Source organism: Acetobacterium sp. (assembly GCF_036508315.1).
In the GTDB taxonomy this organism is placed as follows: Bacteria; Bacillota; Clostridia; order Eubacteriales; family Eubacteriaceae; genus Acetobacterium.
In genome coordinates this window covers 1-25934 of the sequence record NZ_DATCHP010000011.1, presented here as the reverse complement: position 1 = coordinate 25934, position 25934 = coordinate 1, and the positions used below count along the sequence as shown (strand labels likewise).

General features: G+C 36.6%; 35 protein-coding genes and 1 riboswitch. Of the genes, 20 read left to right on the top strand and 15 right to left on the bottom strand.

Annotation, left to right across the window (positions count from 1 at the left end; all coding sequences use genetic code 11):
• Nucleotides 1-143: 143 nt before the first annotated feature.
• Together VIK44_RS01590 and VIK44_RS01585 are read right to left on the bottom strand one after the other, a co-directional pair.
• On the bottom strand, nucleotides 144-1529 hold the full coding sequence (locus VIK44_RS01590) for a tyrosine-type recombinase/integrase (protein ID WP_331552087.1): 1386 nt from the start codon (nucleotides 1527-1529) through the stop codon (nucleotides 144-146).
• A gap of 13 nt (nucleotides 1530-1542) precedes the next feature.
• A complete protein-coding gene (locus tag VIK44_RS01585) occupies nucleotides 1543-2097 on the bottom strand; it encodes a helix-turn-helix transcriptional regulator (RefSeq protein WP_331552086.1) in 555 nt (184 codons plus the stop codon).
• Nucleotides 2098-2425: 328 nt separating this feature from the next.
• Between VIK44_RS01585 and VIK44_RS01580 the strand changes: the two genes are divergently transcribed.
• The 3 genes from VIK44_RS01580 to VIK44_RS01570 all read left to right on the top strand — a co-directional run bounded on the left by VIK44_RS01580 (nucleotide 2426) and on the right by VIK44_RS01570 (nucleotide 5100).
• On the top strand, nucleotides 2426-2611 hold the full coding sequence (locus tag VIK44_RS01580) for a hypothetical protein (protein ID WP_331552085.1): 186 nt from the start codon (nucleotides 2426-2428) through the stop codon (nucleotides 2609-2611).
• On the top strand, nucleotides 2608-2886 hold the full coding sequence (locus VIK44_RS01575) for a helix-turn-helix domain-containing protein (RefSeq protein ID WP_331552084.1): 279 nt from the start codon (nucleotides 2608-2610) through the stop codon (nucleotides 2884-2886). Before VIK44_RS01580 ends, VIK44_RS01575 begins: the two co-directional genes overlap by 4 nt.
• A gap of 618 nt (nucleotides 2887-3504) precedes the next feature.
• Nucleotides 3505-5100: a phage/plasmid primase, P4 family gene (locus tag VIK44_RS01570; protein ID WP_331552083.1), complete on the top strand. Its 1596-nt coding sequence runs from the start codon at nucleotides 3505-3507 to the stop codon at nucleotides 5098-5100.
• A gap of 1154 nt (nucleotides 5101-6254) precedes the next feature.
• Here the strand turns inward: VIK44_RS01570 and VIK44_RS01565 are convergent.
• The 5 genes from VIK44_RS01565 to VIK44_RS01545 all read right to left on the bottom strand — a co-directional run bounded on the left by VIK44_RS01565 (nucleotide 6255) and on the right by VIK44_RS01545 (nucleotide 12296).
• The gene (locus VIK44_RS01565; RefSeq protein ID WP_331552082.1) at nucleotides 6255-6491 is read right to left on the bottom strand and encodes a hypothetical protein; all 237 of its coding nucleotides are present in this window, start codon (nucleotides 6489-6491) and stop codon (nucleotides 6255-6257) included.
• Nucleotides 6492-6639: 148 nt separating this feature from the next.
• Complete coding sequence (locus tag VIK44_RS01560) at nucleotides 6640-7032, bottom strand: hypothetical protein (RefSeq protein WP_331552081.1); 393 nt, start codon at nucleotides 7030-7032, stop codon at nucleotides 6640-6642.
• A 2576-nt stretch (nucleotides 7033-9608) separates the two neighbouring features.
• A complete protein-coding gene (locus VIK44_RS01555) occupies nucleotides 9609-9884 on the bottom strand; it encodes a type II toxin-antitoxin system RelB/DinJ family antitoxin (protein WP_331552080.1) in 276 nt (91 codons plus the stop codon).
• 722 nt (nucleotides 9885-10606) lie between these two features.
• Nucleotides 10607-11233, bottom strand: coding sequence for a type 1 glutamine amidotransferase family protein (locus VIK44_RS01550; protein WP_164946729.1), 627 nt, complete (start codon nucleotides 11231-11233; stop codon nucleotides 10607-10609).
• A gap of 100 nt (nucleotides 11234-11333) precedes the next feature.
• A complete protein-coding gene (locus VIK44_RS01545; RefSeq protein WP_331552079.1) occupies nucleotides 11334-12296 on the bottom strand; it encodes a helix-turn-helix transcriptional regulator in 963 nt (320 codons plus the stop codon).
• 345 nt (nucleotides 12297-12641) lie between these two features.
• Between VIK44_RS01545 and VIK44_RS01540 the strand changes: the two genes are divergently transcribed.
• Genes VIK44_RS01540 through relB form a run of 3 tightly spaced genes read left to right on the top strand, consistent with a single transcriptional unit; the run spans nucleotide 12642 to nucleotide 13817 of the window.
• Entirely contained in the window at nucleotides 12642-12881 is a 240-nt protein-coding gene (locus VIK44_RS01540; RefSeq protein WP_331552078.1) for a type II toxin-antitoxin system Phd/YefM family antitoxin, read from the top strand.
• Nucleotides 12875-13153 (top strand): Txe/YoeB family addiction module toxin, encoded by a 279-nt coding sequence (locus VIK44_RS01535; RefSeq protein ID WP_331552077.1) that lies wholly within the window; start codon nucleotides 12875-12877, stop codon nucleotides 13151-13153. The genes VIK44_RS01540 and VIK44_RS01535 overlap by 7 nt, the downstream gene beginning before the upstream one ends.
• Nucleotides 13154-13166: 13 nt before the next feature.
• Nucleotides 13167-13817 carry a type II toxin-antitoxin system RelB family antitoxin gene (gene relB, locus VIK44_RS01530; protein WP_331552076.1) on the top strand — a complete coding sequence of 217 codons (651 nt, stop codon included), beginning with the start codon at nucleotides 13167-13169 and terminating at the stop codon, nucleotides 13815-13817.
• A gap of 54 nt (nucleotides 13818-13871) precedes the next feature.
• Here the strand turns inward: relB and VIK44_RS01525 are convergent, their stop codons facing one another.
• A complete protein-coding gene (locus VIK44_RS01525) occupies nucleotides 13872-14270 on the bottom strand; it encodes a hypothetical protein (RefSeq protein ID WP_331552075.1) in 399 nt (132 codons plus the stop codon).
• 128 nt (nucleotides 14271-14398) lie between these two features.
• Here VIK44_RS01525 and VIK44_RS01520 point away from each other — a divergent pair, with 128 nt between their 5' ends.
• The 6 genes from VIK44_RS01520 (at nucleotide 14399) to VIK44_RS01495 (ending at nucleotide 17483) form a co-directional block, all read left to right on the top strand.
• Nucleotides 14399-14647, top strand: a complete 249-nt coding sequence (locus tag VIK44_RS01520; RefSeq protein WP_331552074.1) for an AbrB/MazE/SpoVT family DNA-binding domain-containing protein — start codon at nucleotides 14399-14401, stop codon at nucleotides 14645-14647.
• A gap of 523 nt (nucleotides 14648-15170) precedes the next feature.
• Nucleotides 15171-15323 (top strand): type II toxin-antitoxin system RelE/ParE family toxin, encoded by a 153-nt coding sequence (locus tag VIK44_RS14180; RefSeq protein WP_331552100.1) that lies wholly within the window; start codon nucleotides 15171-15173, stop codon nucleotides 15321-15323.
• The gene (locus tag VIK44_RS01510; protein ID WP_331552072.1) at nucleotides 15323-15631 is read left to right on the top strand and encodes a helix-turn-helix transcriptional regulator; all 309 of its coding nucleotides are present in this window, start codon (nucleotides 15323-15325) and stop codon (nucleotides 15629-15631) included. The genes VIK44_RS14180 and VIK44_RS01510 overlap by 1 nt, the downstream gene beginning before the upstream one ends.
• A gap of 535 nt (nucleotides 15632-16166) precedes the next feature.
• Nucleotides 16167-16322: a hypothetical protein gene (locus tag VIK44_RS01505; protein WP_331552071.1), complete on the top strand. Its 156-nt coding sequence runs from the start codon at nucleotides 16167-16169 to the stop codon at nucleotides 16320-16322.
• Nucleotides 16323-16622: 300 nt separating this feature from the next.
• Nucleotides 16623-16916: a hypothetical protein gene (locus VIK44_RS01500; RefSeq protein WP_331552070.1), complete on the top strand. Its 294-nt coding sequence runs from the start codon at nucleotides 16623-16625 to the stop codon at nucleotides 16914-16916.
• Nucleotides 16917-17483, top strand: a complete 567-nt coding sequence (locus VIK44_RS01495; protein WP_331552069.1) for a GSU2403 family nucleotidyltransferase fold protein — start codon at nucleotides 16917-16919, stop codon at nucleotides 17481-17483.
• A gap of 324 nt (nucleotides 17484-17807) precedes the next feature.
• Here the strand turns inward: VIK44_RS01495 and VIK44_RS01490 are convergent, their stop codons facing one another.
• Nucleotides 17808-18047, bottom strand: coding sequence for an alpha amylase C-terminal domain-containing protein (locus VIK44_RS01490; RefSeq protein ID WP_331552068.1), 240 nt, complete (start codon nucleotides 18045-18047; stop codon nucleotides 17808-17810).
• Nucleotides 18048-18181: 134 nt separating this feature from the next.
• On the opposite strand from VIK44_RS01490, the gene VIK44_RS14175 reads away from it, so the two are divergent.
• On the top strand, nucleotides 18182-18286 hold the full coding sequence (locus VIK44_RS14175) for a GrpB family protein (RefSeq protein WP_414637038.1): 105 nt from the start codon (nucleotides 18182-18184) through the stop codon (nucleotides 18284-18286).
• A gap of 229 nt (nucleotides 18287-18515) precedes the next feature.
• On the opposite strand, the gene VIK44_RS01485 is transcribed toward VIK44_RS14175, so the two are convergent.
• The 5 genes from VIK44_RS01485 to VIK44_RS01465 all read right to left on the bottom strand — a co-directional run bounded on the left by VIK44_RS01485 (nucleotide 18516) and on the right by VIK44_RS01465 (nucleotide 22156).
• Complete coding sequence (locus VIK44_RS01485; RefSeq protein WP_331552067.1) at nucleotides 18516-19238, bottom strand: ABC transporter ATP-binding protein; 723 nt, start codon at nucleotides 19236-19238, stop codon at nucleotides 18516-18518.
• A complete protein-coding gene (locus tag VIK44_RS01480) occupies nucleotides 19222-19929 on the bottom strand; it encodes an ABC transporter permease (protein WP_331552066.1) in 708 nt (235 codons plus the stop codon). Before VIK44_RS01480 ends, VIK44_RS01485 begins: the two co-directional genes overlap by 17 nt.
• Before the next feature lie 64 nt (nucleotides 19930-19993).
• On the bottom strand, nucleotides 19994-20860 hold the full coding sequence (locus VIK44_RS01475; RefSeq protein ID WP_331552065.1) for a substrate-binding domain-containing protein: 867 nt from the start codon (nucleotides 20858-20860) through the stop codon (nucleotides 19994-19996).
• Nucleotides 20861-20959: 99 nt separating this feature from the next.
• Nucleotides 20960-21074, bottom strand: a riboswitch (molybdenum cofactor riboswitch).
• 321 nt (nucleotides 21075-21395) lie between these two features.
• Nucleotides 21396-21671, bottom strand: coding sequence for a type II toxin-antitoxin system RelE/ParE family toxin (locus VIK44_RS01470; RefSeq protein ID WP_331552064.1), 276 nt, complete (start codon nucleotides 21669-21671; stop codon nucleotides 21396-21398).
• Nucleotides 21672-21949: 278 nt separating this feature from the next.
• Complete coding sequence (locus tag VIK44_RS01465; RefSeq protein WP_331552063.1) at nucleotides 21950-22156, bottom strand: TOBE domain-containing protein; 207 nt, start codon at nucleotides 22154-22156, stop codon at nucleotides 21950-21952.
• Nucleotides 22157-22756: 600 nt separating this feature from the next.
• On the opposite strand from VIK44_RS01465, the gene VIK44_RS01460 reads away from it, so the two are divergent.
• Genes VIK44_RS01460 through VIK44_RS01450 form a run of 3 tightly spaced genes read left to right on the top strand, consistent with a single transcriptional unit; the run spans nucleotide 22757 to nucleotide 23646 of the window.
• Nucleotides 22757-23044, top strand: a complete 288-nt coding sequence (locus tag VIK44_RS01460) for a hypothetical protein (RefSeq protein WP_331552062.1) — start codon at nucleotides 22757-22759, stop codon at nucleotides 23042-23044.
• Nucleotides 23028-23345: a hypothetical protein gene (locus VIK44_RS01455; RefSeq protein ID WP_331552061.1), complete on the top strand. Its 318-nt coding sequence runs from the start codon at nucleotides 23028-23030 to the stop codon at nucleotides 23343-23345. Before VIK44_RS01460 ends, VIK44_RS01455 begins: the two co-directional genes overlap by 17 nt.
• A 28-nt stretch (nucleotides 23346-23373) precedes the next feature.
• Nucleotides 23374-23646: a Nif11-like leader peptide family RiPP precursor gene (locus VIK44_RS01450; RefSeq protein ID WP_331552059.1), complete on the top strand. Its 273-nt coding sequence runs from the start codon at nucleotides 23374-23376 to the stop codon at nucleotides 23644-23646.
• Nucleotides 23647-23999: 353 nt separating this feature from the next.
• Here the strand turns inward: VIK44_RS01450 and VIK44_RS01445 are convergent, their stop codons facing one another.
• Nucleotides 24000-24485, bottom strand: a complete 486-nt coding sequence (locus VIK44_RS01445) for a helix-turn-helix domain-containing protein (RefSeq protein ID WP_331552058.1) — start codon at nucleotides 24483-24485, stop codon at nucleotides 24000-24002.
• A 215-nt stretch (nucleotides 24486-24700) separates the two neighbouring features.
• Between VIK44_RS01445 and VIK44_RS01440 the strand changes: the two genes are divergently transcribed.
• The 4 genes from VIK44_RS01440 to VIK44_RS01425 form a co-directional block, all read left to right on the top strand.
• Nucleotides 24701-24835, top strand: a complete 135-nt coding sequence (locus tag VIK44_RS01440) for a hypothetical protein (RefSeq protein WP_331552057.1) — start codon at nucleotides 24701-24703, stop codon at nucleotides 24833-24835.
• On the top strand, nucleotides 24816-25004 hold the full coding sequence (locus tag VIK44_RS01435) for a hypothetical protein (protein WP_331552056.1): 189 nt from the start codon (nucleotides 24816-24818) through the stop codon (nucleotides 25002-25004). Before VIK44_RS01440 ends, VIK44_RS01435 begins: the two co-directional genes overlap by 20 nt.
• 189 nt (nucleotides 25005-25193) lie before the next feature.
• The gene (locus VIK44_RS01430; protein ID WP_331552055.1) at nucleotides 25194-25403 is read left to right on the top strand and encodes a helix-turn-helix transcriptional regulator; all 210 of its coding nucleotides are present in this window, start codon (nucleotides 25194-25196) and stop codon (nucleotides 25401-25403) included.
• Nucleotides 25404-25425: 22 nt separating this feature from the next.
• Nucleotides 25426-25934: DUF1016 N-terminal domain-containing protein (locus VIK44_RS01425; RefSeq protein ID WP_331552054.1), on the top strand; the 509-nt coding region annotated here is incomplete at its 3' end.

The following is a 25934-nucleotide window of genomic DNA, read 5'->3' as shown; positions in this document are numbered from 1 at the left end:
AATTAAAAAAATTGGAGGATAAATGGGAAAAAACAGGGAATTCAAACTAATGCACCTGAACATTGAAGTGGCGGAACTGTTAATTAATGATCTGGGGATTATTTGGGGATTGTTTGCAAAATAAAATAGCTCTATAACCGCAGTTACAGAGTTTTATCAGGGTGCTTTATTAAAATATTTTCCATGGCTGTACTAGCTATTGCATCAGCAGAATTGATTGCATGAGCGTATATATTACCCGTTGTGGACACGTTAGAATGACCTAGCCGGGTAGAAACTGTTTTAAGGTCTACACCACTGGCAATTAATATAGAAGCGTTGGTATGCCTTAATGAATGAAGATGCACAGGTTTTAAGTTATGCTTTTCAGCAAATTTTTTTAGATACTTGCCATTAGTGTCAAGATTCATTGGTTCACCATTCCACCTGGTAAAAACATAACCCGTATCATGCCACTGATCGCCAATCTTGATACGTTCCTCTAACTGCCATACTCGATATTCCTTTAGAAGCTCAAAAACAAAAGGAGGAAGTTTAATACTTCTCATAGATTTATATGTTTTGGTATCACCTTCAAAGGCCTTTTGACCTGGGATTTTTTTTAATGATCTTTTAATGGTAATGATCTCATTATCAAAATCAACATCATCCCATTTTAAGCCCCCAATTTCTCCACGCCTTAAACCACTAAAAATAAGTAGGTTAATTGCAGCCCTATATTTTATAGGTTCTTTTTCCAATAATTCCAACAGCTCAAAGGCTTCCTGGTCGTCAAGATATGGAGCTTCTTTTCTTTCGATTTTTGGCAGTTCTACACGCTTTTCAATAACATTAAATGGAATCACGCCCCACCTAACAGCCGTATTCATAATATTGTTTAAAAGCCGGTGATAATGCAAAACCGTGTCATTGGTAACAAGTTTTTTCTCACTGGTAGAAATGAATAATATTTCAAAATCCAGTTCTAAGGCTTCAGTTATCTTTTGAGCAATAGCAAGAGTTGTATTACCACCCTTTTTTAATCGCCTCAGAGTGTCATCACTTATTCCGGCCTTTGATGATATATTTTTTTGTTTCATGGTGGATGTTAATTTTAAATAACCATCAGTAACCTTGAATTTTTCACCACCTTTTACACTATTACTATTTTTAAGTTTTGCATAAAAATCTTGAACCTGTTTAGGGGTAATTTTTCCAATTTTGATATGACCCAGTTCTTCAACAATTTTTATTGAAAGGGCCTGATAACCGTTAATGGTTACAGGGGAAAGGCTTTTGCTATTCACGTAATCTTTAAACCAGATCTCAATAAAATCAATCAATTTTACATTGCTATCCAGGACGTAACCCAGGGTGCATTTTTCTTCAAACTCAACCGCTATTCTATTGAGTTCTTTATCCAATTGCTTTTGAGTTATTCCTTCAGGTGGCTTATAGGTTGAATAACGCTTTATTTGCTTGCCCATCGTGTCATACCCGCAAGAAACAACAATTCTATATGCGGTTCCTCTTTTTTCAATATTGGCCATAGGTTAATCCTCCTTATGATTCGTATGTGCCGTCACACTTTGCACTATCAGGTATTTTTTTATCATATCTTTTAAATAACCCTTTTACCAAATCGTCATACATAATGGTATCAATTAAGTTATCATCATAAAGTGATTTTGCCCTTTCCCATGCTCTAAAAAAATCAGTTAATACCGGATCCGAAAATTCAATCTTGATTTCTTCTTCGCCAATTATTCCATCACAAAGTTCAATGTTCAAATAAATTTTTTTACTAATATCAAAAAATCTGCTAAATACATCAATGTAGTTTGTAACCTTAATTGTTTTTTCTTCATCACTTAAACCACAAAGCCAGTCAATCGATACCCCATATTTTGTTGCTATTTTTATAGCAGTTAATATTGAGGGGTTTTTTGTATTGCCAGGTTTTTGATTTTCATATGCTGATAGTAATGAAGGTGATATTTCAATTTCATCAGCCATTTGTTTTTGAGAAATATCTCTTGCAGTTCTAAACTCCTTCAATCTTTCACCAAATTTATTATCTATTGGTACATCTGTTTTTTTATTTTTTACGGGTTTCATTGAAAACCTCCTATATATTGTTGTTGATGTTATTATAACAACTTAATGTCAAATAATCAATTAATAAAAATAAAATGGATGATATTAACTTGGTTTTTAATTAAATATTAAAGAGAAAGGTCGGTTTATAGGTTTAAAACACCTAAAATAGAATAATAAATCCTGGAAAAAGCATAAAACACAGCTGAATGATATAAAAGTCGATATAGTTACAAAACTCTAAATGATATTTGCATACTATAAATTGTTTTAATAATTAAATATTGCATTCAATAGCATATAGTGATATAATAACAACAACAATAATAAATGTAAAGGGGTGACGAACTTGAAAAATAGATATATTAAAGAAGAAATAAAAAAATCGAAATTGTTCCAGTGGCAAGTCGCAGAAGTAATTGGAATTACTGAAAGTGCTTTCTCAAGAAAAATGAGATATGAACTTTTAGATGAGGATAAGAAGTTGGTTTTGGAAGCAATTCAAATATTAAATGAAAGGAAAATATTAAAATGATTCCTAGAATGCGTATCGCGAAAGAAATTGCCAAAGAAATAAAGGCTCTGGATCCTAACACGGGATTGAGTGAAAGTTCCATCAGACGCTTAATAAAGGAGGGGAAAATTCAAAGCATTCAGGTGGGAAACCGCCACTTGATCAATTTAGATTTAGTAATCGAGTTTCTCAGTACTCCACCGCCAATAACAATTATTAGTCCAACACCGGATGAAAAAAACCATGTGCCGTTGAGCAGGATGGATGAATTCAAAAAGAATATCGGAATGAGATAAACTGCGTTAATGCACTTATAAAGTGCTTCGAAATAGAAAGGACTATCAATGCCCAAAAATGGCATATGTGGGACCGACGCATCTCACTTCGTTCGATACGGTCAGCATAGCCGACGGTTTGTCCTAAACGTCGCAGAGCCACAATGAATCGCTGAAAAATTTCGGACTAGCGCCGTTTAAAAAAACAAAAGAAAGCAACGTGAGCATTTATAAAGGACATCACCATCAAAAACAACATCTGATAAAATCCCACAGTACGTTCTCCAATTTTATGGAATCGAGCTGGGAGATAAAGAAACACCACAAGACAGATGGCAAGCAAAGGCAAGCGAAAAAGCTGAAACCACACAGGCAAAGCAATTGTCAAAAATGATGAAAGAATTTATCAATTATTACCAATAAACGCAAAAAAAAGGTTGCAACGAATATCGTTGTAACCTCAACAAAGTTGTGGAAAAATAGAAAAATGTCAAGTATCACCAGCCGTCCAAAGCAAGGAAACACAAGACACTTTTATTATTACTATAGAACCATTTTAACAAAATTACAAAGTCTTGTCAATACTTCTTTTTCGCGGTGGGTGATGCTAAAATCCACACATGAAAGAGGTATTTTTTTATGGAACGAACAGAAAATGACGTACTAGGGGACGTTACGGTTGCGTATTTGCATGAGTTGGATATTAACAATTTACCCACACCCAAGGAGATCCAGACAAACTTGATCTACTTATTCAAACGTGAATTCGAAGTGGAAAACGTACTTAAACCGAAAATATACCATTGGAAGAGTCCCAGGGAACTTGGGAATTTTGTTATTGCTGAAATTATTCTAAAATTGCATGAGGTTAGGCGTTTACTGTGGTTGGGAACTGAACAGGACGACAATTGTGATCTGGTTGTTTACCAAAATTCTGGTAAATACGAGGGTATTTATGTAAAAGATAAATTGTTTTTTGTTCGGTTAATTAAATCTTACAACCGTAACATTTCAGACAAGGCGTTGAACGAAATAATTAATGAATTAGTTCATAGTGCACCCGTTTGCTGGCGGGAGGATGATCCCGATCTAACTGCTGTCAACAACGGTATTTTTAATTATAAAAAAAAGCAGTTGCAGCCGTTTTCTCCTGATTATGTATTTACATCAAAATCGGCTGTCGATTATAATCCCATGGCGACGAGTCCGAAGATTCACAATGATGTTGACAATACCGACTGGGATGTGGATAGCTGGGTCGAATCACTTTCTGACGATAAGGAGCTACAATTATTGCTGTGGCAGGTAATTGGTTCGACTATCAGACCTCACGTCAAATGGAACAAGGTTATCTGTTTTTATTCGGTACAGGGCAACAACGGTAAGGGGACATTGTGCGAGCTGATGCGCAATTTGTGCGGTAAAAGCAGTTGCGCATCAATTCCCTTTGCTGATTTTGCTAAAGAATTTATGCTTAGCCAGTTGACTCATATATCAGCTGTAATTACAGATGAGAACGATACAAACGATTTTACTAAGGCCGCAGGGTCGTTAAAAGCTGTAATCACAGGCGATCCTTTGACAATCAATCGCAAATTTAAAGAGCCAATCACAATTCAATTTAACGGAGCGATGGTACAGTGTATGAATGATCTGCCGAAGTTTGGCGATCGGTCGGAATCATTATATCGACGATTTTTGCTGATCCCGTTTAACAAATGTTTTACAGGCCAGGAACGAAAGTATATCAAGGACGATTATCTGCACCGAACCGAAGTGTTGGAATATGTGCTGTTTAAAGTCTTGAATATGACCTACGATGAGTTTTCGGAACCCGCTGTGTGTTTGGATCTGATGGCTGAATACAAAGTCTTTAATGACCCTGTACGGCAGTTTCTCGGTGAGATACTTACGAAACTGGCGTGGGATCTGGTACCGTATCAGTTTTTATACGATTTGTACGTGGCGTGGTGTAGACGGAATAATCCATCAGGAAGTGTTGCGAAGAAGAGTCAAGTTATAAAGCAAGTCAGAGAAATTTTAAAAAAAGACAAAATCTGGGAGATTAAGGATTCACCGCAACCTACGCGTAACCACATGGATAAGCCTGAAGTATTGATCAGCGAGTATAATTTGACAAATTGGACAAATACAGTTTACAAGGGTGATGACTACAGTAGGATAGGTATGCCTAATAATTTATCAACATCATACACCGGATTAAAACGTAGTTAACCTGAAAATAGAACCCAATTAGATTTGGGTTCTATTTTTTGCAATAAATTGTTGATTTTGTCTATTTTCTCAAATTCATGAATAGTAAATCGTAACAATTTATTGTTTTACAAATAAAAAGCACTAATATTTTTACTTAAAACCGTAATTTTATGTATTATGTATAATCTTTTATATAAATGTATAAGTTTGTATAAGAAATGTATAAGTTTTAAAAAATGAAAAACCAGAAGATGATTAGCGATGAAATGGCTGTATTATGCTATTTTTAAATTAAATATTTGTATTATATTATGTTATGTATAAATGTATAAGTTTTTTTTATAAAGTTATATGTGTTTTTTTTATGATTTTATTTTTTATATGTAATAACTCTTCGCAAAAACCTATACATTTATACAGAGGGCTCCAAATGGCTTTGCAATGCTATTTTCTTGTATATTCTTACCTATACAGTTATATACAAACATATACAAATCCTATCGTGTACAACTCTTGCTACTGAACAGATTAACAAAACCATGATGTATAATACAAATATATTGATATACGGCAAGTTTGTTAATACATTTCCGAAAAATATAACAACGGCAGAAGTACGTTTACCTCCAACCTATATTGGCTCGTTACGGGTATTTGCTTTACTCCACGGCACGGTCTTACATTTGTATGTGGCCTTTGTCACGAGTCTGTCCTTTGCATTAATTTATCAATGTACGGTTAGATTGCAATTGTCGGTTCTGGCACATGTTTTTGCCAATTTGTTAACCCTTGTTTTTCTTCGATGATATTACCGGCTGTTGTTGCCGTTATTTAGTTGATATTGCCCCTAATTTTGCCTTAACTTCTATTTTGTTAAAAAAAAGTTATATAGGTTTGACCATAAAAGATCTCAAAATCGAAATACGGAGCATATTGATACATCTATAGGCGAGTGTGATGCGGTCTAATTATTGCCCCGTAAAAAGTTTATATCTGCGAGCAACGTGTGATCTTTTTATTTTATGATTTTGAAATAAGAATGGGGCCGTGACTGACTACGCACTTTTCTTGATAGTAATATACAATATTACTATGTTTAAAAAAACCTTCAGATTTTAGTCTGCAAGGCATGTGTTATGTGTTATTTGTTCATTTTATTTTCCAACTTTCTATTATTTTTGACGCGGGTATCTAGTTCTTTCAATCCATTGAAAAGACACATCACTACTATACACGATTCTGATACTGTCTCCTGTTAATTCACAATCTGCAATTTCACCGTTTTTCTGTTTTCCAACAATATCAAATCGACCGTCTTCTCGTTTTTGAATGCCTATTTTAATTTCACCCACACCATGAACACCCTCAATTGTTGCTACCCAACTTATATTCGTTTTTATAATCTCCATTCATTTATTTTTGATTTTAATAACCTTTTGAATTGATCTTGGAACCCGAAGGGTTCGCAGATAAAAGGGTTAATTAATACATACAAAACTACCTTTTAAACCAATCCTAAAGATGTTTATATCGAGGGTTTGAGGTGACCATCATCAATCAGTCTGGGTTTTTTACCACACTACTTAATTTGTCCATCACGCGTATTGCTTTGTTTGCAATAAAATCTTTGAAGAAATCATAATCAGCGATACCACATATTCCGGAATCGACATCAATGTTACCTATCAGTTCATCAAACCTTTCTTTAAACGATGTTTCTTCATGGTTAACCAATTGAGCCAAAACGATATCTTTGTCATCCGGGTCCACATAAACAAACACTTCATAGTTTCCGGGCTTGATTCCAGCCATGGTAACCGTACATAGTTCCGACATGTCATAACATGGATCAGCAATAAACACGGTTGACCCCAAATATATTTTTCCTACTTTTTGAAACGCATTAAAGGCGTCATTGGTTAATCGTTTTTTAGTCATAATTTTACTCATGTTTTTGTTCTCCTTTTTATTGTTAAATTTCTTATTTTTCAAGATTATGTTACGTGCAAAACAACATAAGTTTTACACGCAAATTCATCAATCACTCGGCCACCAGCAGTGGCTTTTGCTCGGTTGTTTGCTAACACGCCGATCGGGGTTTTTTACAGTTATTATTTGAACCAGGTGGGGGGATATTATCAGCATGATAAATCGCTACCCGTGAAGCATCGTCTCAAGACATTTTCAACAAAAATGTTGCGGCTTTTCTATATCGCAACACCATTTTAGAAATATGCCAAAACCATTATTCAAATGGTTTGCAATATACTATGCCAGTAATGGTCGCATCGTATTTCTACACCCGGCGGCCGTGGCCGGGGAATTGTTTGCATCCTGATCGTAGCGATCAGGATGCAGTATCTTTTAATGAAAAACATCGTTATGTTATGGGCTAAATTATGAGGCGCATTAGCAGCCGAATGGATCTCCCCATGGAAGCATTTTGACAAAAATGTTTTTCACCTTTTCAAGTGGCTGTGCCACGCTTAGGGTAAACCTGAGAACCACCCCGGCGGGTGGTTCTCAGGCCAGGCGCGACAGCGACGCAGTAGGGGCTTTACTCATGCTTCAGCATGGGTAAAGTGGGTGCGACAGCAGCCAGACCGTCGGCTATGCCGACCGTGCCGAACGAAGTGAGGTGCGTCAGTTCCCCTTATGCCCTTTTAGCTTTTCCGTACCTTTTCTACAAAATTGGAAAAACTGTTCTTCACCTTGCTCCATCACAGGAACGTAAGTGAGTGGTGGCGCGCCTTTCAGGCATCCTTTTTACGCAACACATTACGCAACACTTGGCTCTAAATTCGTCTCAAATTCGGCAACGTTTCTTACTTTCGTTGAAACAGGCCTCTCAAATGGCTTCACACCGTTAAAAAGCGTTGACGGATTTTAAGGCCTTGTGACGCAGCGTTGCCATCGTCAACACTTTTGTAATATCGTTGTTTTAAAGGTGTTAACATCGTGCTTCATATATGCCCCAGGATGCCCCGCGAAGCTTTTGTTGCATGCTCCATCTGCAACAGTTTTATATAAAAAATTACTGCCCCGAGGTAGTGCCATATGTCCCATACATACGACCTGAATATGACACGTAAAACCTGCCATATCGTGATCCCAAAATAGTCTGATTGCATAAAAAACCTGCCGTAAAACCGTGTCAAAAATAGCGAGAAACAATGTCTTTTCACACTACTTCTCACCGGATGTAAAACACTCCCGCCACACATTTTGCTCCACCATTGCCCACACATTTGCGACGCCATTTGTCACGCCCTATTACAATAATAAACCCCCGTGTGACAAAATCCGTTGCGCCATATAAACACTAATCCATCGTTTATTTGCTTTCACAGGCATCAAATATTTTGCATTATTCAAAAATAACATATTACTTTTCGCCACAAAAAAGGTCCATGACCTGGCACCCCATTTGCTAAAACATATGCTAAAAACGCTCTCAAAACAAGCTCCAAAATGCCCCGTGAATAAGCCCATATCTTGCATCAATTGTTGCGACATTTTGCTAAAATATATGCTAAAAATATGCTCCCATCACGAAGCATAATTTGCTAAAAAGGACCCCCCAAATAAGCCCATATTCTGAAACATAATCAGCTAAAAAACACGCTGAAGTTATACTACCACGATGAGCTTTTTTAATACCGATCGATCCTTTTGGTCACGTATTGGTCGTTCTTTTGGACATATAAAGCTCATTGTTGTGCAACAATATGTACCTTCACAGGGGCGCATCCGACCATCACTCAGTTGTGCCATTGTTCGACCCATCTATAACCCGTTGTTGCATCATTATTAAGACCATATTCAGCCCATATGCAAACCATCGCAACACTGCCACATTATGCCATTGCAACTGTCGCCCAACATCTGTCCAAATATTGGTGCCATATGCGACCATAATGTGGTCACTGTCATTAAGGCCATTTGTTGCCATATATTTGACCATTAATGGTCAAACTGTGCCCAAGCTTTTATATCACTGGTCACACGTTGGCCAATATGAATACCATTTTGTGACACCGAATTGGGCGTTGTGCGACCATCATTCGTGTTGGCACAATTGTGGTCATATTTTTGGTCATTTTCGGGCATACGGTGATGCGTCATTTGTGGAGCCTGTCACATAGTTAGCACAATAGTGACCACGTTGTGACAGCTTATTGGGCGCTGTGCGACCAACTCATTGGTTGGCTGATATTTTTAGCATAATTTGCCGTCGAATCATATAAAAAAAATAGCACACAGCCGAGTTGGCCATGTGCATCAGTTTAGAAATAATTCTTGTGATCAATCGCTGTGATCGACAAATTTATCGTCTTTTCAAAAGCACTATGTTGCATATAAAGCCACCTTAGGCAGCACCACCGGTCATTAAAAATCGAGTGATCGAGCCTCCCGCGGTTGCGATCGTCTAACATTTGTATAACATATACATCCGCCAATATCAAAAAAAAAAAGAGCACACAATCCGTTTAGGTCATGTGCATTCGTGTTCAGAATAAATCAGATCAATTTAATAACTCGGTCATCATCTCGTCGACATCATCGTATCCCTTATTGATTTCGGGATTACGTTTCATTTTCTCAATTTCTTCAATTGCGCAGATCGTTTCGGCATTTGGTACATTCCGAGAGATGACAAACGGTATGCGCTGTTCTTTAACAGCCTGCTTTGTGAACGCAATTAGAGCCGCTGTCATCGACAGACCCAAGTCAGAAAATAAGTCATCAGCCTGTTTCTTTAATTCCTCGTCCATTCGAATTGTGACGTTTGTTGTAGCCATATTGAACACACCTTTCTATATTATTATATATATTAAAGGATAAATTATGTGCAATGTCAATACGTTGAACATGTAGGATTTATTCTAGGGGTATAGGCATCAAAACGCGGAAATTATACGCTAACCATTTATAGATCATGAAGTTCTTAATTTTTATACTCTAAATGGTGTCCAATGGGCAAAGTAGCCAAAATATGATGATCATAAAGTAGTCAAAACAAAAAGGCTATCACCTTGTTAGTGCGCCTTTTACGAAGAATATGACACATGGTTTAATAGAAATAATACTTATCTTCCATAGTGAATTACCTATTTTTTTCCTTAATGGCTTTCGATATTTTTTCTATCAACAATTTAAGTTCTCGTGATTGGTAGTGAGTATTTGCAATGCTAATAATATAATAGAATTTTTCTTGATATTACTTGATTTATAGTCGTTTTTGTTCCTGTTGGTGTGAATAAGAGAAATGTTGGCTCTACCCCTTATAGCGTTCTTTTAACCTTTGAAGAAGCATAGATATATTTGGTTCATAAGCTTTCAGAGTAGTATTAACTTCTTTCCATAAAAAAACTCCATGACTTATATTTATTCTATATCAATCATGGAAGTTTACATAAACTTTGAAACAGACTCACTTGAAAGTCTATAATAATCTCCAACTCCGCATTTGGCTTTATACTTTTATATTTATATAAATAACTTTGATTCACTCAATTTTCTACTATTGAATCGAGCTCATCAACTCAAAGAAATATTTTGCATCTTGAGTTTTATAAAGATTGTACCAAGAATCTAAGGTTTGTGGTGAAAACACCTCTAGAATTTTCAATATGTGCAAAGTAAATTCAAGAGGAGCTATTCCAGAGGCAGTAATCAAGCTTCTATCAGTTACTGCGTATTCTTGCTTATAATATTTTTCTCCTGCATAGCTTGGACAGACCATTTTAAGATATCCCAGGTCATTGCTTGTATGAGCTCGCTTATTTAATACTCCTTCCATAGCAAGTCCTATTGTAGCACCACAAATTGCCCCTACAACAATACCTTTCTCTAAACATTCTTCAGCCATTCTTATAATGGGAGCATGAATTGCTTCTGTCCATGTATTCCCACCAGGTAGAATCAAAGCAACTGTCTCTTCAATACTACACTCCTTAAGTTCAATTTCTGGCAATATTTCTAAACCTCCCATTGTAGTAATAGGGTTCTTGTTAATTCCTACAGTTACTATTTTTAGAGGCATTAATCCCTTTTTGTAGTACCTTCCCGAATTGATTTCAGTACTTAAATAACCTATTTCCCAGTCTGCCATTGTATCAAATACATAAAGATATACTTTGTTTTTCATTTTCTATTCCTCCACTTTCATTTTATTAGTACTATTTATCACAGGATGGTTTCAAGCTCCATCTTAATCAATTATATATTATCTTTACTGACAAATTCAGTCAGTGGAGATAATAGTCCAGCAAATCTTTAAGAATTGATGCCATAGCAGCTTTAAAACTATTTGGTTCAAGCACCTTTATTGCTTTACCATATGGAAGTAGAATATGAGGAACATAGGTATGGATTGAGTATTCATCCATTAAAAAAATCGTTCTGCATTCAGTTCGTTTTATCAGATGATATCCTAAAAACCAATGTGCACTTAGGTCATTCAATGCTTCTGACTTGCCCTCAATTACTAAAGTGCAAAGTCCTACTTTACTTTCTATATTCGATAATAAGCTTTCTGTAAAAAACTTACGTGCCGAAAAAGCTTCAGGACGCTTAAACGTATTTTTAGTGCTTATAATATTTATTATTCTATCTACCCTAAAGTTACGAATTTCATTCCTAAGATGGCAAAATGCAATAGCGTACCATTTATTGTTCCAGTAAAGCATCCCATAGGGGTCAACAACCCTATGCTTCGGATGCCCTTCATAACCTGTACAGTATTCAATTTCCATAGAGCATTCATTTGCAACAGCTTGCTCGAGTGCCATTAATATAGGTTTGACAGCTGGATCGCAAATACGGCTCACTACTTCAAATCCAACTAAATGACGATTGAGAACTTTTTCTTGTTCTTGATTCGAAAACATCTTTAACTTTGATGTTGCATTATTTAGTGATTCCATAAAAGGATATCCTGATTCCATTGCAAAAACAGCAGCATGCAAAAGTGATTTTTTCTCTTCAAGATCAAAAAACAGGGGTGCTCGGATAAAATTGTTAAGCAAACTATATCCGCCGTTATGACCAGGCTCCGATATTATTGGCACTCCACTAACACACAGTGCATCCATATAACGATAAACTGATCGTATGTTTATTTCTAACCTTTCGGATATTTGCTTTGCAGTTATTTTTGTACCTGAATTCAGCATCCATAAAATTCCTAGCATATTATCATTTTTTGGCATAATGCACCCCCTAATCTGGTTAACAATTAAATTTTATTGTTTAGGAATATAATATCATTAAATATTGTTTTTAAAAACTTATAACATTTCTTATTATTAAATCAACTGTGACGCATTTTTTTACCAATCCAAATTAACTTTCAAATAAATTGAACAGACCACTCAGCATGGTGCTATTGAAGGAAAAACGCGCCTGACGGGCGGATTTTGCAGTCGGATGTGACAGTCGCTAAAAATTATTTGTCTGAAAAGGAAATTCGAAGTTTAGAGCGTTTTTTCACATCTGTGTGATTGACTTTTTGTTAAATGTACGTTATGATGTACACAAATGGAGGTGGCGAAAAAATGACAAATATAAATGCTACTAATTTAAGAAAGAATTTATTTGAGTATCTAAATTCAGCCGTTGAATATAATGATGTGATTAATGTAAACACTAAAAAAGGTAATGCTGTTATTATAAGTGAGGAGGATTATAATAGTATGTTAGAAACAATATATCTGATCAGCATACCGGGTATGAAAGAAAGATTGGATGAAGGTGTAGAGTTGGGTATTGAGGGTTGCGAGGATTTTGAATGGTGAAAGGGTATAGGATTGTTATCTCAAAAGCCGCACAGAAAGATAAGGGTAAGATTAAAGAAAGATCTATACTCAAAAGGAATGCTGAGAAGCTAATTCGGGTCTTAGAGGAGAACCCCTATCAAAAAAACCCGCCCTCATATGAAAAGTTGAGTGGTAAGTATAAGGATCTCTACTCTCGACGTATTAATCAGCAACATAGGTTAGTTTACAAGGTAGACGAGGATAAAAAAGTTGTTATTATCATAAGCATGTGGTCACATTATGAGTTCTAGGGTGGTGGCTGTTATGGCATATGTATCGTTAAGTGTTTCGGATCAAGAAAAGGCCTGGATGGAAAGTTATGCAAAGCTTCACAGTATTGATTTGTCTGAAGCAATCAAAGAAGCTTTTTTTGAGAAAATAGAGGATGAGTATGATTTAAAAGTAATAGCAGAATACGAGGCCGATCCTGATAAAACAACTTATTCAATGGCAGAAGTTGCTAAAGAACTAGGCCTGGAAGATGACGAGGCCTATACGAAAACTATCTTTCCCGTTATTTTCACACAAACCGAAAATGTTGTTTTGGTCGAAGTTCCCGATTTAAAGATATTAACCGAGGGCGTCGATATGGCCGATGCGATTGATATGGCCCGTGATGCCATTGGTTTAAAAGGTCTTTGCATCCAGGACAATAATCAAGAAATTCCACTACCGTCAAAACTGAGTCAAATTGACGCTTTGAACGGCACCTTTGCCGATGACGGCGAAAGCATTGTTTCGTTAGTGGATGTTGATTTTTCCGAATATCGCCGACGGCTTGACAATAAGACGGTTAGACGAAACGTGACCTTGCCGAACTGGCTTAATTTAGAGGCAGATAAGGCAAATATTAATGTGTCCAGAGTGCTTCAGGATGCTTTAATGGAAAAATTGAACGTTTCCAATAGAATTTAAGCAAATATTAAGTAATGGAATAATATTCCGCAACATCTATTCCCAAAACTTCTGCTATTTCAGTTTTTTGTCCTGGGTTCCTAATAATAAATGGTTGTTTTGGTATAATTGATTGGCCTCTTTTAATCGCGCATTTAACTCCGCGATTTGTGCATCTTTTGCTGCGATTTGCACATCTTTTGTTGCTAATTGTTCGATTAAAATATCGAATGCCCAGCTTACATTACTTGGTAAAATTACATTACTTTGCAAATCCTTTTTTATTGGTTTATCAGCCGTTTTTATATTAAATAAATCCAAGGCATCTGTGCTTATCAATGTGTGACCGTTTTTAATTTTCACAAATTCCAGCATACTTGGCTCTTTAATCCGTTTGTAAATTGCCTGAGTTGTTTTACCTGTCATGTCTGCAAATTCTTTTACAGTCACGTAGGTTTTCTCATCATTATTCAATTTTGATACACCTCCTTTTTTTATAATTGTATCAATTTGGCAAGGGTTGTCAAGACGAAAATTGAGTTAACTATCACCCCTTCTATTAGTATACACTATGTGTATACTAATAGAAGGGGTGATAAAAAATGCAAACAACAATCGTAAAATGGGGTAACTCACAGGGCATTCGGCTACCAAAACACCTATTAAACAGTGCAAACCTATCCGATCGTGATGCGGTTGAGATTTATGTTGAAGGGGAAACTATTATTATAAAAAAAAGTAAGACGGTTGCAAAACGTAAGACCATTCAAGAACTCTTTGCTGGTTTTGGGGATGACTATAAACCAACCGAAGTAAATTGGGGAAAACCCGAAGGCAAAGAAATATGGTGAAACAGGGCGATATCATCAAATTGAACTTTATATATCGACAGTTTTTTCAGAAATTGAGAAGCCGGAGTATTGAGGTTAATGGTGAATAAGTGTCCCTACGTCATATTGACAGAAAATTGCAAATGCGGTATAATATAGACACAAAAGGTGCTACCAGTGAACGGTTAGCCCGAAATAACCAGTTGTTCTTAAAAAAAACACTAATCTACTTATCAGGTGCGGTTAGTGTTTTTTGTTTGTCATTATTTCATCAATTAAAACTGGCAGCTGCTATTGTGTCCCTGGTGCGGGTCTTTTGGCCTTAACCTAGAGAAAAACCCCCAGACGGGCATCTGGGGGTTTTTCATTTTCGCAACTTTTTTTATGGAGTCTATGCACCATAGATTCTATGGTCATTATAGCAGATTTTGATGTTGTTGTATAGAAATATATCTTGATATATTAATCTTATGCCTATCACACATTAAGGCGTATATTAATGGCTCCCATATACAGTGCTTTAAGATCTCTATTATTTTGACTTATATATAACGAATATGTTATAATCAATGCAAATGAAGACGATACTTTTATATTGCTTCACTATTTCCACAAAAAGACGCAGAAGACACCTGTAAAAGAGATTGCTAAGGCAAAACTTCTTATGAAAGATTTTAAAGAAAGGACGTGCAAATAATGAGTATTAAAATAAGCAATGAAGATTTTACAGAATTCGATGATCTTTATAATGATCCTAGTTTTGTAACGGATTCAGAAAGATCTGAAATTGAATTTGAGGTCGCTTTTATCGGTAAGCTGATCGAAGCCAGGGAGAAAAGCGGGCTGTCCCAAAAAAAGCTTGCTGATTTAACTGGATTAAAGCAGCCTGCCATTGCACGCCTGGAGAATCTAAAGGCAACGCCTAGAATTGACACGCTCTTTAAACTCTTGGATCCTTTAGGTTATACTTTGGCTATTGTTCCCAAGACAAAAGCACATAATTAAAGCCCAGATAGTATCAAAGTCGAAAATTCGGCTATGAGATGTCCCCAATTTTGAGGGACGTCTTTTTTTATTTGGGGTAGTACCAGCGAAGCTGCTATAAGTGTAAAGTAAAAGCTAAAATGCAGTAATATCAACGTATTGATTAAATTATGCATTATTCAAAAATGATGAAAATTATATGGGAAAACATTGCCTTAGAATGGCTATTTTACTGGTTTTTAAAGTTTACCCTTGCATTAATAGCAGCTATGCTGGTATTAGGTCCCTTAAGGGCGTTGCCGTACCCCAATATAAAAGATGGTACTTCGGACACTATCACACTGGTCGGGCGATTAATATTCAGGAGATTCTTATTTATCCAAATATTATCCAAATCTGGTAGATTAAAATAAGAAATAATCGTTTGATGAAAAAATAATAAAAAAAGGAGATAAAAATTATGATTGAAATTAACAATTAGTTAATTAGCCAAAACTATAATGAAAAAACGGTACTAAAAGGGATCTTAAGGTATGATAAAGGTTATATTGGTATCGTGTTTAACATTACTCTTGATCCCTCAATCAGTGGTGGTATTGAATATTGTACCCATGTGCAGGATATTGGTTGGCAGTCTTATGTAGCCAACAATGCTATGTCAGGCACTGAGAGTAAGTGCTTAAGACTTGAAGGTATTGAAATTAGTAGCTAAGGGTGCACCTGCACCGGGATCAACGGTTAATACTTTTGTTCAAAACAAATAAGTATCTATATCCGAGGCAGATTGTTTGACAGTCTGCCTTAATATGTATATTTGATAAAGGGTGTTAAGACCCGCAAGGATCATTTTTATCAGCAAAAATTGGAAAGTGTGGGATTTTGGACGAGGCACTTCAAGGTGTCTAAAAAGGCAAATACAGGCTTTTTTGAATAAATGAAATGTGTCCCACAAATGCTTTAAAAAATGCTAATTGTGGTGTATAATTGTAAAAAGAGTATTGGAGGGCTGAAGATGTCACTTAGGCACGTTTTAGAAGAGCAAATCGAGCGAAACGAACGAAATATAGCAGTTTATGAGGAGCGACTTAAGGAGCTACCAAAAGGTATGTTGTATGAAAGACGACGGGGGGATAAGGTCTACTACTATTTAAAGTATCGAGATGGTGAGGGTAAGCGAGTAGATGAATATGTTAAAGGTGATCAGGTAGAGGCTGTCAGGAGACAAGTAGACAAGCGTAAAGAGTACATTAAAACAATACGAGGGTTACAGGAGGACATAAAAATAGCCAGGAAGGGGTTGAGGTAGATGTTATATAAAGAAAGTTTTATTGAAACGTTGACCATCCTTGATAGTTTGGGTTTGCTTGAGCATGTTATATTGATAGGTTCTTGGGCTGAATATCTTTATGAACAATGCAATGTTGTGGAAAGCTTCATTTCGACGACGAAAACAATGGATATAGATTTTTTAGTGAAGAACATCAGAAAACCCAGGGAGAAGATAGCCTTGGTAGACGCTTTTCAGGAAAAGGGGTATGATTTGGCATTTAGGCATAATGGTGTGGTGACCTTAGTAAAAGATGAGTTTGAGGTTGAGTTTTTAGCAAAACAGATAGGTAAACCTATCCCTGTGGTAGATTCTTTGAATTTTGGCAAGCTAGAGACTTTGGGACACATGAGTGTTATTGAGAAAAATATCATAACAGTGGGATATGAGGGTGTTCCGGTGTCCATTCCCAATCCGGCAGCCTTTGCTTTGCAAAAAATGGTTATAAATAAAGACAGAAAAGCTAAGCAGATGAAAGATGCTGAAGCAGTCAAGAATTTAGTCTACGCTTTAGAGGGATGCAGGGATGATAAGGGATTTTCATGATATTTACAGCACATTAACGGTTAGAGAAATAAGGTCTGTGAAGGCCTTCTGTAATAAGTATAGTCTGGATTTAACTAATTTGGTTAGAGATTAGATTTTATGGTTAAGGGGAAGGCTTTTAAGGGATTAAATGTCCCCCTAAAAGTCTGAAAAAATGGTTAATTGTGGGGTATAGGGAGATGGTTATTTATTGCACACAAGTGATGATAATGGTGGGTTTTTAAGAACCATGTAATAACCAAACGGCTTGTTATATATATAAATGTACAGTGAACCTTTAATCATCAACCAAATGATACTTGTAGCAGATCTGCTTAATTTTCTCTATGGCCTGTTTTGAAGGTAGATGATGATTTGCTTTATCAATTGCATCGATAATTGCTTTTCGGGTACAGCCGACCTTGAACCGGCCATTTTCATGGATGGTTCAAGGTTGTCATAGGATTCGGTTGGGTGAAAGTTAAAGATATAGAGGCAGTCATTTTTTCTGAAGGCAATAATCTTTCGATCCTGATCCAGCCATAACTGCCTGGGAACCACGCCTATCATGGCTTTTTCATTCATAAAACGGATCATGGCTCCATCAATTTTTTCAACTCTTCATATCGCAGAGACGGATTGTCGGCAAGACTCCACTGTCTGCGGCTATACTTGTAACTAAAGCTATTTTCCTTTCTGGGGAAATCAACTAACTCTGGATGTATGAGGATTTAAAATTGCAGTTAGCCAACGAATATCCTAAAGACAGAGTAACATATACGAATATGAAAACTGAATTTATAAAAAGAATTATGAATGGATAAAAATAACCATAATATGAAGTTGAGTTAATTCTGACTTTTCTTATAGTACGTCAAAACAGCCATAAAATAGTAGTACTATTTTGTGGCTGTTTTTTACACGAATCGTTGCCGTACCCCAACTATGCCTAAATAATAGAAATTAATGTGGGCATCTAAAAAAGTTTGAACAAAGTGAAAAATGTTTCTGTCTAACTTTACTTTAATGATAGCTTAAAATTTTGATGGGAAGTCAGGCTTTCAGGGTATTGAAGGAAATAAATTCATGGATAAAAGGATTTGAGGATTCAATTAATCCATGGGAGGGTCCAGAGTAAAGACACTTCCCCTGATCTAAAAAGGTAAGAGTGTCACAGATGCGGAAGGCCTGACTTAAATTATGGGTAATAATAATAACAGTAAGACCCTGGGATTCTATTCGTTTGAGGAGGACCGACTCTATGAGTTTAACGCTTTTAGGGTCAATATTGGCGGTTGGTTCATCCAACAGAAGAACTTGTGGTGAAAAGGAAAGCGCTCGTGCCAGTGCTGTTTTTTGGGATTCCCCACCGGAAATTTTTTTTGCGTCATGGTTTTGAATCTCTGAAATTTCAAATTCATCCAGGAGTTCGGTGACGATGCTTTGAATTTCATCTTTGGGTTGCTTGCGAATCTTTAAAGGGTAGGCAATGTTTTCAAAAACTGAACGGGAAAAAAGGATGGGACGATGACTGGAATAGGTAATGGCTCTCTGGGTATCAAAATCTTCCGGATGGCCGTCATACAAAACGTCTCCGCTGGTTTGGGGAATGAGTCCAGCCATAATTTTCATCAAGGTTGATTTTCCGGATCCGTTGGGTCCTAAAATGCCATGAATTTTTCCAGACTCAAAAAAAAGGCGGCTGTGTTCATCGGTCAGATTGAGAACGGTAGTATCATTATAAGTTTTAATCAGGTTTTTAGTCTCGATATTCATTAATATCCCCTATAATATATTTATATAAAATGGAATTGGTAATAAAAGAAATCGTCATGAGGATAATCCCCATTGCGATGGCAGTGCTGTACTGCCCCATGTTATTATTCATGGCAATGAAAGTGGTCATGACCCGGGTAGCTCCCCTGATATTTCCTCCCACAATCATGACGGCGCCGACTTCAGAAATCGCCCGGCCAAAACCGGTAACCAGTGCAATCATAATGGACCCTTTAAGCTCAAAAATTAATAGAAAAAGCGTATTTAGTTTCCCTGCTCCCAGGGTTTTTCCTGTAAGCACAATCTCATAACCACGGGTGGTGGATTGATTAAAGATAATGCCCATGATCACAGGGGTTACCAAAATGGTTTGAGCAATGATCATGGCAGAGGGAGTATACATGAGTCCGAGTTGTCCGAAAGGGCCTGAGCGTGCAAGAAAAAGTGCTGTAAACAAACCAATAACCACAGGCGGAAAGGACATAAAGGTATAAAGAAAACGGGATACGATTGGTTTTCCTCTAAAGTTTGTAATTCCCAGAAGAATCCCGAAAGGGACCCCAATAATGGTTGCGTATATGGTAGATGAAAAGGAAACATAAAGGGATAAAAGAACGATTTGTATAATTTCAGGGTCAAAAGAAATGAGGAGGCGAAAGGCCTCCGCAAAACCATTGAGTATATAGTTCATTTTCTTCTCCATTTTTAAAATCCTGGGAGATAAACCCCCCAGGATCTAATTAGTTTTTTAGTTTCTATTGTTGAGCTGCACTTGGTGTGAAGACTTGATCTCCATTGATTTTATAAGAAGCAATGAGCTCCTGGGTAGCAGGTGAAACGATCCAGTCAGCAAAAGCCTTTGCACCGGAAGCATTAATTTTAGCATTAATGGCTGGGTTAACGGTTATGACGCCATATGGATTAAGAAGCATAGGATCGCCTTCGCAAACAATTTCCAGATTTGACATGGTGTCCTTCATATTGGCATAAGTTGCACGATCGGCCAGAGTATAGCCCAGTTTTTCATTGGTAACGGTGAGGGTGTCTCCCATGCCGGAACCGGTTCTTATGTACCAGTCGCCTTCAGGTGTAATGTTGGCAGCTTGCCAAATTTCTAATTCTTTGGTGTTGGTGCCGGACTTATCATCTCGGGATACAAAGGTTGAAGGAACGGCAGCAATGGCTGTGAATGCTGCTACGGCATCCTTAGGTGCGTTAACTTTAACCTGGGCAGGATCAGCTTTAGGTCCCAGAACAACAAAGTCGTTGTACATAACGTCGAAACGTTCCGTACCGGAGCCAGCGGCCATAAATGCATCTTCCTGGGCTCTGGCATGAACCAGTAATACATCGGCGTCGCCTGTGGTGCCCATTGCAATGGCTTTTCCTGTACCCACAGCCACAACATTAACTTTGATGCCTGTTTCGGATTCAAAGGCAGGCAAGATAGCCTCTAAAAGCCCGCTGTCCTGGGTACTGGTGGTGGTGGCAAGAATAATTGTTCCATTGGAACCCGGTTCTAATGCTTTTTTCTCGGGTGCCGCGGGAGTACAACCTGCAAAGCTCAAGGCTAATGCGCAAACAAAAACAACGATGAAAAGTAATGTTAATCTTTTTTTCATTTTCTTCCTCCTAAAAAATATTTATCAAAGGGAAAACCCTGTGATGACATTGAAAAGGAGGAGAACTACAAAAATTAACCACTCTAAAAAAACAGCCAATTTTCTGAAATAAACCATCCTTTACACACTGGAAAGTATAGCCGTTTCCAACCATACTCTATCGATTAAAAAACCACAAAAATAAAGGTTGATCAATTCGGATTGTTTTTTCATGAAGACGATATTTAATTATTTTGATCATTTTATCACCTCTTATATAAGCCGTCAAGAAATGACTTATATAAGAATTAAAATAAAAAAAATCGATTATTCATTCCAAAAAAAGGTAATAAAGAAAGTAAGAGCAAATTTTTATCAGGGGTTGTTTACACATATCGTCCAAAAGTTCAATAGAGAGTTAGCACGTGAAATCTTAATAGGGTATTTTTGCCCATCCCCCCGAAAAAGGGGAATAAGCAAAAATACCCAACTTGAAGATCCCCCCGGGCGTAGTCGACTTCTCAGATCAATTTAAAACTATCAAACCCGTCCATTCTTATCTGTTATAGATCTCGCGTTGATGACCAATGTTAATTATGTTTATCCGAACCTGGCCATCATCTATTTCCGCTATCAATCGATATGAACCTACCTGATATCGCCAATAATATTTTTTGTCACCGACAAGCGCTTTTCCCTGGATGCGTGGATCACAACACTCTGAAATATTCTTGTTGATCCACGCAAGGATCAGTTTTGCCTGATGTTTATCTATCTGTTTCAAAGTTTTTAAGGCTTTGTCGCTGAACTGCACTTCATAGTTCAGTTTCAAAGCCCAGTTCACTAATAACCACACTCATTGAATAAAATTTAACCGGTTTTTCCTGTTCATATTCGCTGATTACACTAAGGTCATAGTCATCTTCCGATTTTTCAAAAAAGCCATTTTAATCGCCTCACTTCGTGTTACATTGCAACACGAAGTGAGGCGATTTTAAAAGACGCTTATATAGGGTATGGCAACGATTCACAGCAGAAAATATGCCAAATATTAAAAAAAGCTTCTGATGGATTATCCATCAGAAGCTTTTTTAATTTCATTAGTCGGAATTAAACCATTACCATAACAGAGGTAGACTTAACTACTGCTGTAGCTTCTTTACCAACAGCGAGGCCAAGATCTTTTACAGCTGCAATTGTAATATCAGCAGTAATCACATTACCATTACCAATGTCGATTGTAACAATTGCATTGACTGCACCTTCCTTAATACCGACAACTTTACCTTTTAACTGATTTCTTGCACTTAATGCCATTTTTTCCTCCTATAAATTTATTTTACAATTACTTTCTACCCTATTAAATTTTAAATATTCAATTATTTAAATTAAAGTTTAAAAATACTTATGAAAAAAAACGCTAACATTCTTGTTGTATGATTTATTGGTGTCAAAACTTTTAAGTATTGACACTATCGTTGGGTCACAGTCTAAGGTGCAAATAGAACTACAGCTAGATCTTTAATGTGTCGTTGTTACTTTAGTGATGGTAGGGATTACTTGTGACAATATCTGTAAATATAGTTATGCACTCCCCCTAGTCAGTATTACTTTTGTTTAAACCATTAATTAAATGGTATATTCTTAAATAGAGGGTAATCTTTGCCAATACCGCTGGGATGTAGGGCACTAGTTTGACATGAACGGCTTTGGGATAATTTTAAGCAATGTGGTCTGGAGTGTTTAAGCTTAATTCTTTGTTAAATGATAAAGAATAAGGGTATGAAATAAACATTAATGAATGTGGATTCGAACCGCTTGTTTTTTACGGGAAACCGGAAAAACTACTGGAAGAGATCGAAAAGAATAAGCCAGAGGCAGTAGGTTTTTCCTGTGATTTTGATAATACCCAGCTGATTGCCGACCTACCACGCTTCTCTTCATAAAAATCATGTCTATGGCAAGCTGATTTTTACCGGCAGAGGCTGTCCCTATCAATGCGCCTACTGCGCCCCCAGTCCGGGAAAGCATAAGGTTCGATTGAGAAGCATCCCTTTGGTGCTTTCGGAAATCAAACTTAATTTAAATAACAATTCGGATTTAAACTACATTATTAACATGGACGATACCTTTACCCTTAACAGAGAGCGGATTGAAGAATTTTGCAAAGGCATGAAGGAAATCCGATATGATTTATTTAAATGAAGGACAAGCCTTTGATGAATCACTGGATTTCTCCAGAGATTATCCTCAACGAACCTTTGAATTATGGCGAACCATGACATTTGCCGAAGGGTTCCCCAAACTGGATGGCATGGCTCTTTCACCTTTGGAGTATGAGCTGCTTTTACGCTGTGCAGGAAAAAGAAGTCTGGAAGATATGGAAATCGAATGTTATGCATTATTCGGTGGGCCTTATAAAAACCAGGCGGAATGCCATGAAAAATTAGTTGATATTCTATATCAATTTAATTTTAAATATTGGCTGACTCATTTTACGATTTAGCCAAAATACTTTTAAAAGGAGGAAGAACATGAGTATTGATGGTGCAAAAGCATTGGCCGCAAAAGTGCTGACAGATGAGGCATTGGCAAAACAAATCAATGATGCTAAAACAGAAGCAGAATTTGATGCGATTGTTGCTAAATTGGGTTATACCTGTAAAGCTGATGAATTTAAAGCTGCTTTTAAAGAAGCACAAGACAAACAACCCATAAGTGATGATCAATTGGATCAGGCTGCCGGCGGTTTAAGTATTGTTGGCATGGATGAGGACGGGCAAAAATACCCATACTGGATGCCATAACACTGCCGGCGGTTTAAGTATTGTTGGCATGGATGAGGTAGAGTCTTATAAAAGCAGATTTATAAAGTAAGTATTGTTGGCACGGATGTACATTTTATAGCTGAAAGACCCATGTATTAGCGTGCAACTATTTAGATGGCGGTTTAAGTATTGTTGGCGTGGATTACGCATTTACAGCAACACAAACAGCAAAATATTCGTAAAAGACAGAAGGGGATTTTCCCCTTCGAAGTACTGACTGGGGATGATTTGAAGTCAGTACTTCAAAGGGGGATAAGCAAAAACACTCTTATAGGGCTTTATGTTATCAATATATTTAATTGAACACTTGTTAATTAGAAAAATATCATTTTTTAATTTTTGATAATCTTACAATACTTCTGGACAAGCCCATAACTTAAACCAACTTCTTTTGCAATCACCTGGATCATCATCCCCTTATCACGCATCATCTGAATTTCAACGATCTGTTTTTCGCTTACCTTCGGTTTTCTTCCTGCATTTCTTACATTGTGCGTGTTTTTATCCGCTTTTTCATTTAATCTAATTATTTCGTCCTTTAAACGCTTATTTTTAGCATCCAGTTCTTCTATTTTCGCAATACGTGCAGCGCTTTTTTCTTTTTCGAAATTCAAACGGCTCTCATATGTTTCAGCTTTTTTTGTTTGAAACGCCAGTTTCTGCTCCAATTGAATCTGATGGTTACTCTTTATGAAAGCCAGATCCGCTTTTTCCTGCATATCAGCTATTTCCTGATTAAGCCTCAGATTCAATTGGATATATTCCGCGTTTTCATGTTCGAGCCATTCAATTTTCGCTTTCATCGTTTCCTTTGCCATTATTGCGTCCACCTTTCACTAGTATCATAAATTAATTTATGATACTAGTGTACTGTATGCTATTAAAATTATCAATAATTATTGATAATTTGTTATTTTTACATGATTGGTGTCATAACTTTTAAGTTTTGACACCTATAAATCATTGACGTAAAATAGCGGTGTTGAACGGTGTCAATACTTAGCGTCAAAATGTAAGGAGTTTTTTACGGGTAATGATAATAGAACGAACACAAGAAGGTATGGCCATTGCTAAGGAAAAAGAAGGCTTTACAGAAAGCAGGCCAAAGAAGTATAGCAGCCAACAGATTAATCATGCTCTGGAATTACTTGAAGATAATAGCTTATGACACACTGAAAAACAAAATTTTTCTGGAAAACTTCAACGGCAAGAAGCCCATCATCATCGAACAGGATAGCCTGTCTACTGTCTGCTTATACAATATCACCCAGGACATTCTTCTGGATGCAGAAATGGAGCAGCAGGAAAAAACAAGCAGAGAAGCATTACAAATATAAAATAATGATCAATATTTACGTCGCGGGCATTATTTGGGAACTTTCTTTCCACTTCATTTCAAAATTTACCTTGCAAAAGCAAATGATAACTCCTAAAATACAAAATTATATTCCTGATTATCATATATTTGTTGTAATTTAGAACAAAACATAATAAAATGAAAAAAAAAAGCAAAGTGAGGTGTTTTTATGGCAGTGAGTTATAACAAGCTTTGGAAAATTCTCATTGATAAAGGTATGAAAAAAATAGATTTGATGAAGTCAGCAAAAATAGGGACGTCCACTCTCTCAAAGCTAGGCAAGAATCAGTTTGTGAGTATGGAAGTTCTGGTAAAAATCTGCAAGGTATTAGACTGTAACATTGGGGATATCGTTGATTTTATTCCAGATGAAGATTAGGAGGAGTGATGGAAAAATGCTCATGAATAATAGTGAATATTTCAATATACTGACTGATGTGAAGAAACGCATAAAATCGACTCAGTACAAGGCGGTTTTAGGGGTCAATAAAGAACTTATCATGCTTTACTGGAACATTGGGAATATTATTATTGAAAACAGCACATGGGGTAATAAATTTCTTGAAAACCTGGTTATGGATATTAAGCTGGAGTTTCCTCATGTTAAAGGTTTTTCGGTGAGAAACCTAACATATATGAAGCGCTTTTCTCAGATTAATCCGGATTTTGCAATTGTGCAGACAGTGTCTGCACAATTGACCTGGTCTCATAATATTATGCTGATTGATAAATTAAAAGACCCTGATCAGATGGCGTGGTACGCAAAAATGGCTATTCAAAATGGGTGGTCTTTAAATGTAATGGAACATCAAATAGCTCTTCAATTATATCAAAGACAAGTGACAAACGAAAAAATCCAGAATTTTGATCAAGTCCTTTCATTGCCACAGAGCGAACTGGCTGTTCAAAC

Coding starts and splice junctions, on each gene's coding strand:
- VIK44_RS01540 (WP_331552078.1), top strand. CDS start 12,642: ATGACAAATATAAATGCTACTAATTTAAGAAAGAATTTATTTGAGTAT.
- VIK44_RS01455 (WP_331552061.1), top strand. CDS start 23,028: ATGATTTATTTAAATGAAGGACAAGCCTTTGATGAATCACTGGATTTC.
- VIK44_RS14175 (WP_414637038.1), top strand. CDS start 18,182: ATGTATGAGGATTTAAAATTGCAGTTAGCCAACGAATATCCTAAAGAC.
- relB (WP_331552076.1), top strand. CDS start 13,167: ATGGCATATGTATCGTTAAGTGTTTCGGATCAAGAAAAGGCCTGGATG.
- VIK44_RS01445 (WP_331552058.1), bottom strand. CDS start 24,485: ATGGCAAAGGAAACGATGAAAGCGAAAATTGAATGGCTCGAACATGAA.
- VIK44_RS01570 (WP_331552083.1), top strand. CDS start 3,505: ATGGAACGAACAGAAAATGACGTACTAGGGGACGTTACGGTTGCGTAT.
- VIK44_RS01485 (WP_331552067.1), bottom strand. CDS start 19,238: ATGAATATCGAGACTAAAAACCTGATTAAAACTTATAATGATACTACC.
- VIK44_RS01430 (WP_331552055.1), top strand. CDS start 25,194: ATGGCAGTGAGTTATAACAAGCTTTGGAAAATTCTCATTGATAAAGGT.
- VIK44_RS01480 (WP_331552066.1), bottom strand. CDS start 19,929: ATGAACTATATACTCAATGGTTTTGCGGAGGCCTTTCGCCTCCTCATT.
- VIK44_RS01440 (WP_331552057.1), top strand. CDS start 24,701: ATGATAATAGAACGAACACAAGAAGGTATGGCCATTGCTAAGGAAAAA.
- VIK44_RS01500 (WP_331552070.1), top strand. CDS start 16,623: ATGTCACTTAGGCACGTTTTAGAAGAGCAAATCGAGCGAAACGAACGA.
- VIK44_RS01585 (WP_331552086.1), bottom strand. CDS start 2,097: ATGAAACCCGTAAAAAATAAAAAAACAGATGTACCAATAGATAATAAA.
- VIK44_RS01510 (WP_331552072.1), top strand. CDS start 15,323: ATGAGTATTAAAATAAGCAATGAAGATTTTACAGAATTCGATGATCTT.
- VIK44_RS01550 (WP_164946729.1), bottom strand. CDS start 11,233: ATGAAAAACAAAGTATATCTTTATGTATTTGATACAATGGCAGACTGG.
- VIK44_RS01555 (WP_331552080.1), bottom strand. CDS start 9,884: ATGGCTACAACAAACGTCACAATTCGAATGGACGAGGAATTAAAGAAA.
- VIK44_RS01545 (WP_331552079.1), bottom strand. CDS start 12,296: ATGCCAAAAAATGATAATATGCTAGGAATTTTATGGATGCTGAATTCA.
- VIK44_RS01475 (WP_331552065.1), bottom strand. CDS start 20,860: ATGAAAAAAAGATTAACATTACTTTTCATCGTTGTTTTTGTTTGCGCA.
- VIK44_RS01495 (WP_331552069.1), top strand. CDS start 16,917: ATGTTATATAAAGAAAGTTTTATTGAAACGTTGACCATCCTTGATAGT.
- VIK44_RS01535 (WP_331552077.1), top strand. CDS start 12,875: ATGGTGAAAGGGTATAGGATTGTTATCTCAAAAGCCGCACAGAAAGAT.
- VIK44_RS01575 (WP_331552084.1), top strand. CDS start 2,608: ATGATTCCTAGAATGCGTATCGCGAAAGAAATTGCCAAAGAAATAAAG.
- VIK44_RS01520 (WP_331552074.1), top strand. CDS start 14,399: ATGCAAACAACAATCGTAAAATGGGGTAACTCACAGGGCATTCGGCTA.
- VIK44_RS01565 (WP_331552082.1), bottom strand. CDS start 6,491: ATGGAGATTATAAAAACGAATATAAGTTGGGTAGCAACAATTGAGGGT.
- VIK44_RS01490 (WP_331552068.1), bottom strand. CDS start 18,047: ATGAATGAAAAAGCCATGATAGGCGTGGTTCCCAGGCAGTTATGGCTG.
- VIK44_RS01450 (WP_331552059.1), top strand. CDS start 23,374: ATGAGTATTGATGGTGCAAAAGCATTGGCCGCAAAAGTGCTGACAGAT.
- VIK44_RS01590 (WP_331552087.1), bottom strand. CDS start 1,529: ATGGCCAATATTGAAAAAAGAGGAACCGCATATAGAATTGTTGTTTCT.
- VIK44_RS01465 (WP_331552063.1), bottom strand. CDS start 22,156: ATGGCATTAAGTGCAAGAAATCAGTTAAAAGGTAAAGTTGTCGGTATT.
- VIK44_RS01560 (WP_331552081.1), bottom strand. CDS start 7,032: ATGAGTAAAATTATGACTAAAAAACGATTAACCAATGACGCCTTTAAT.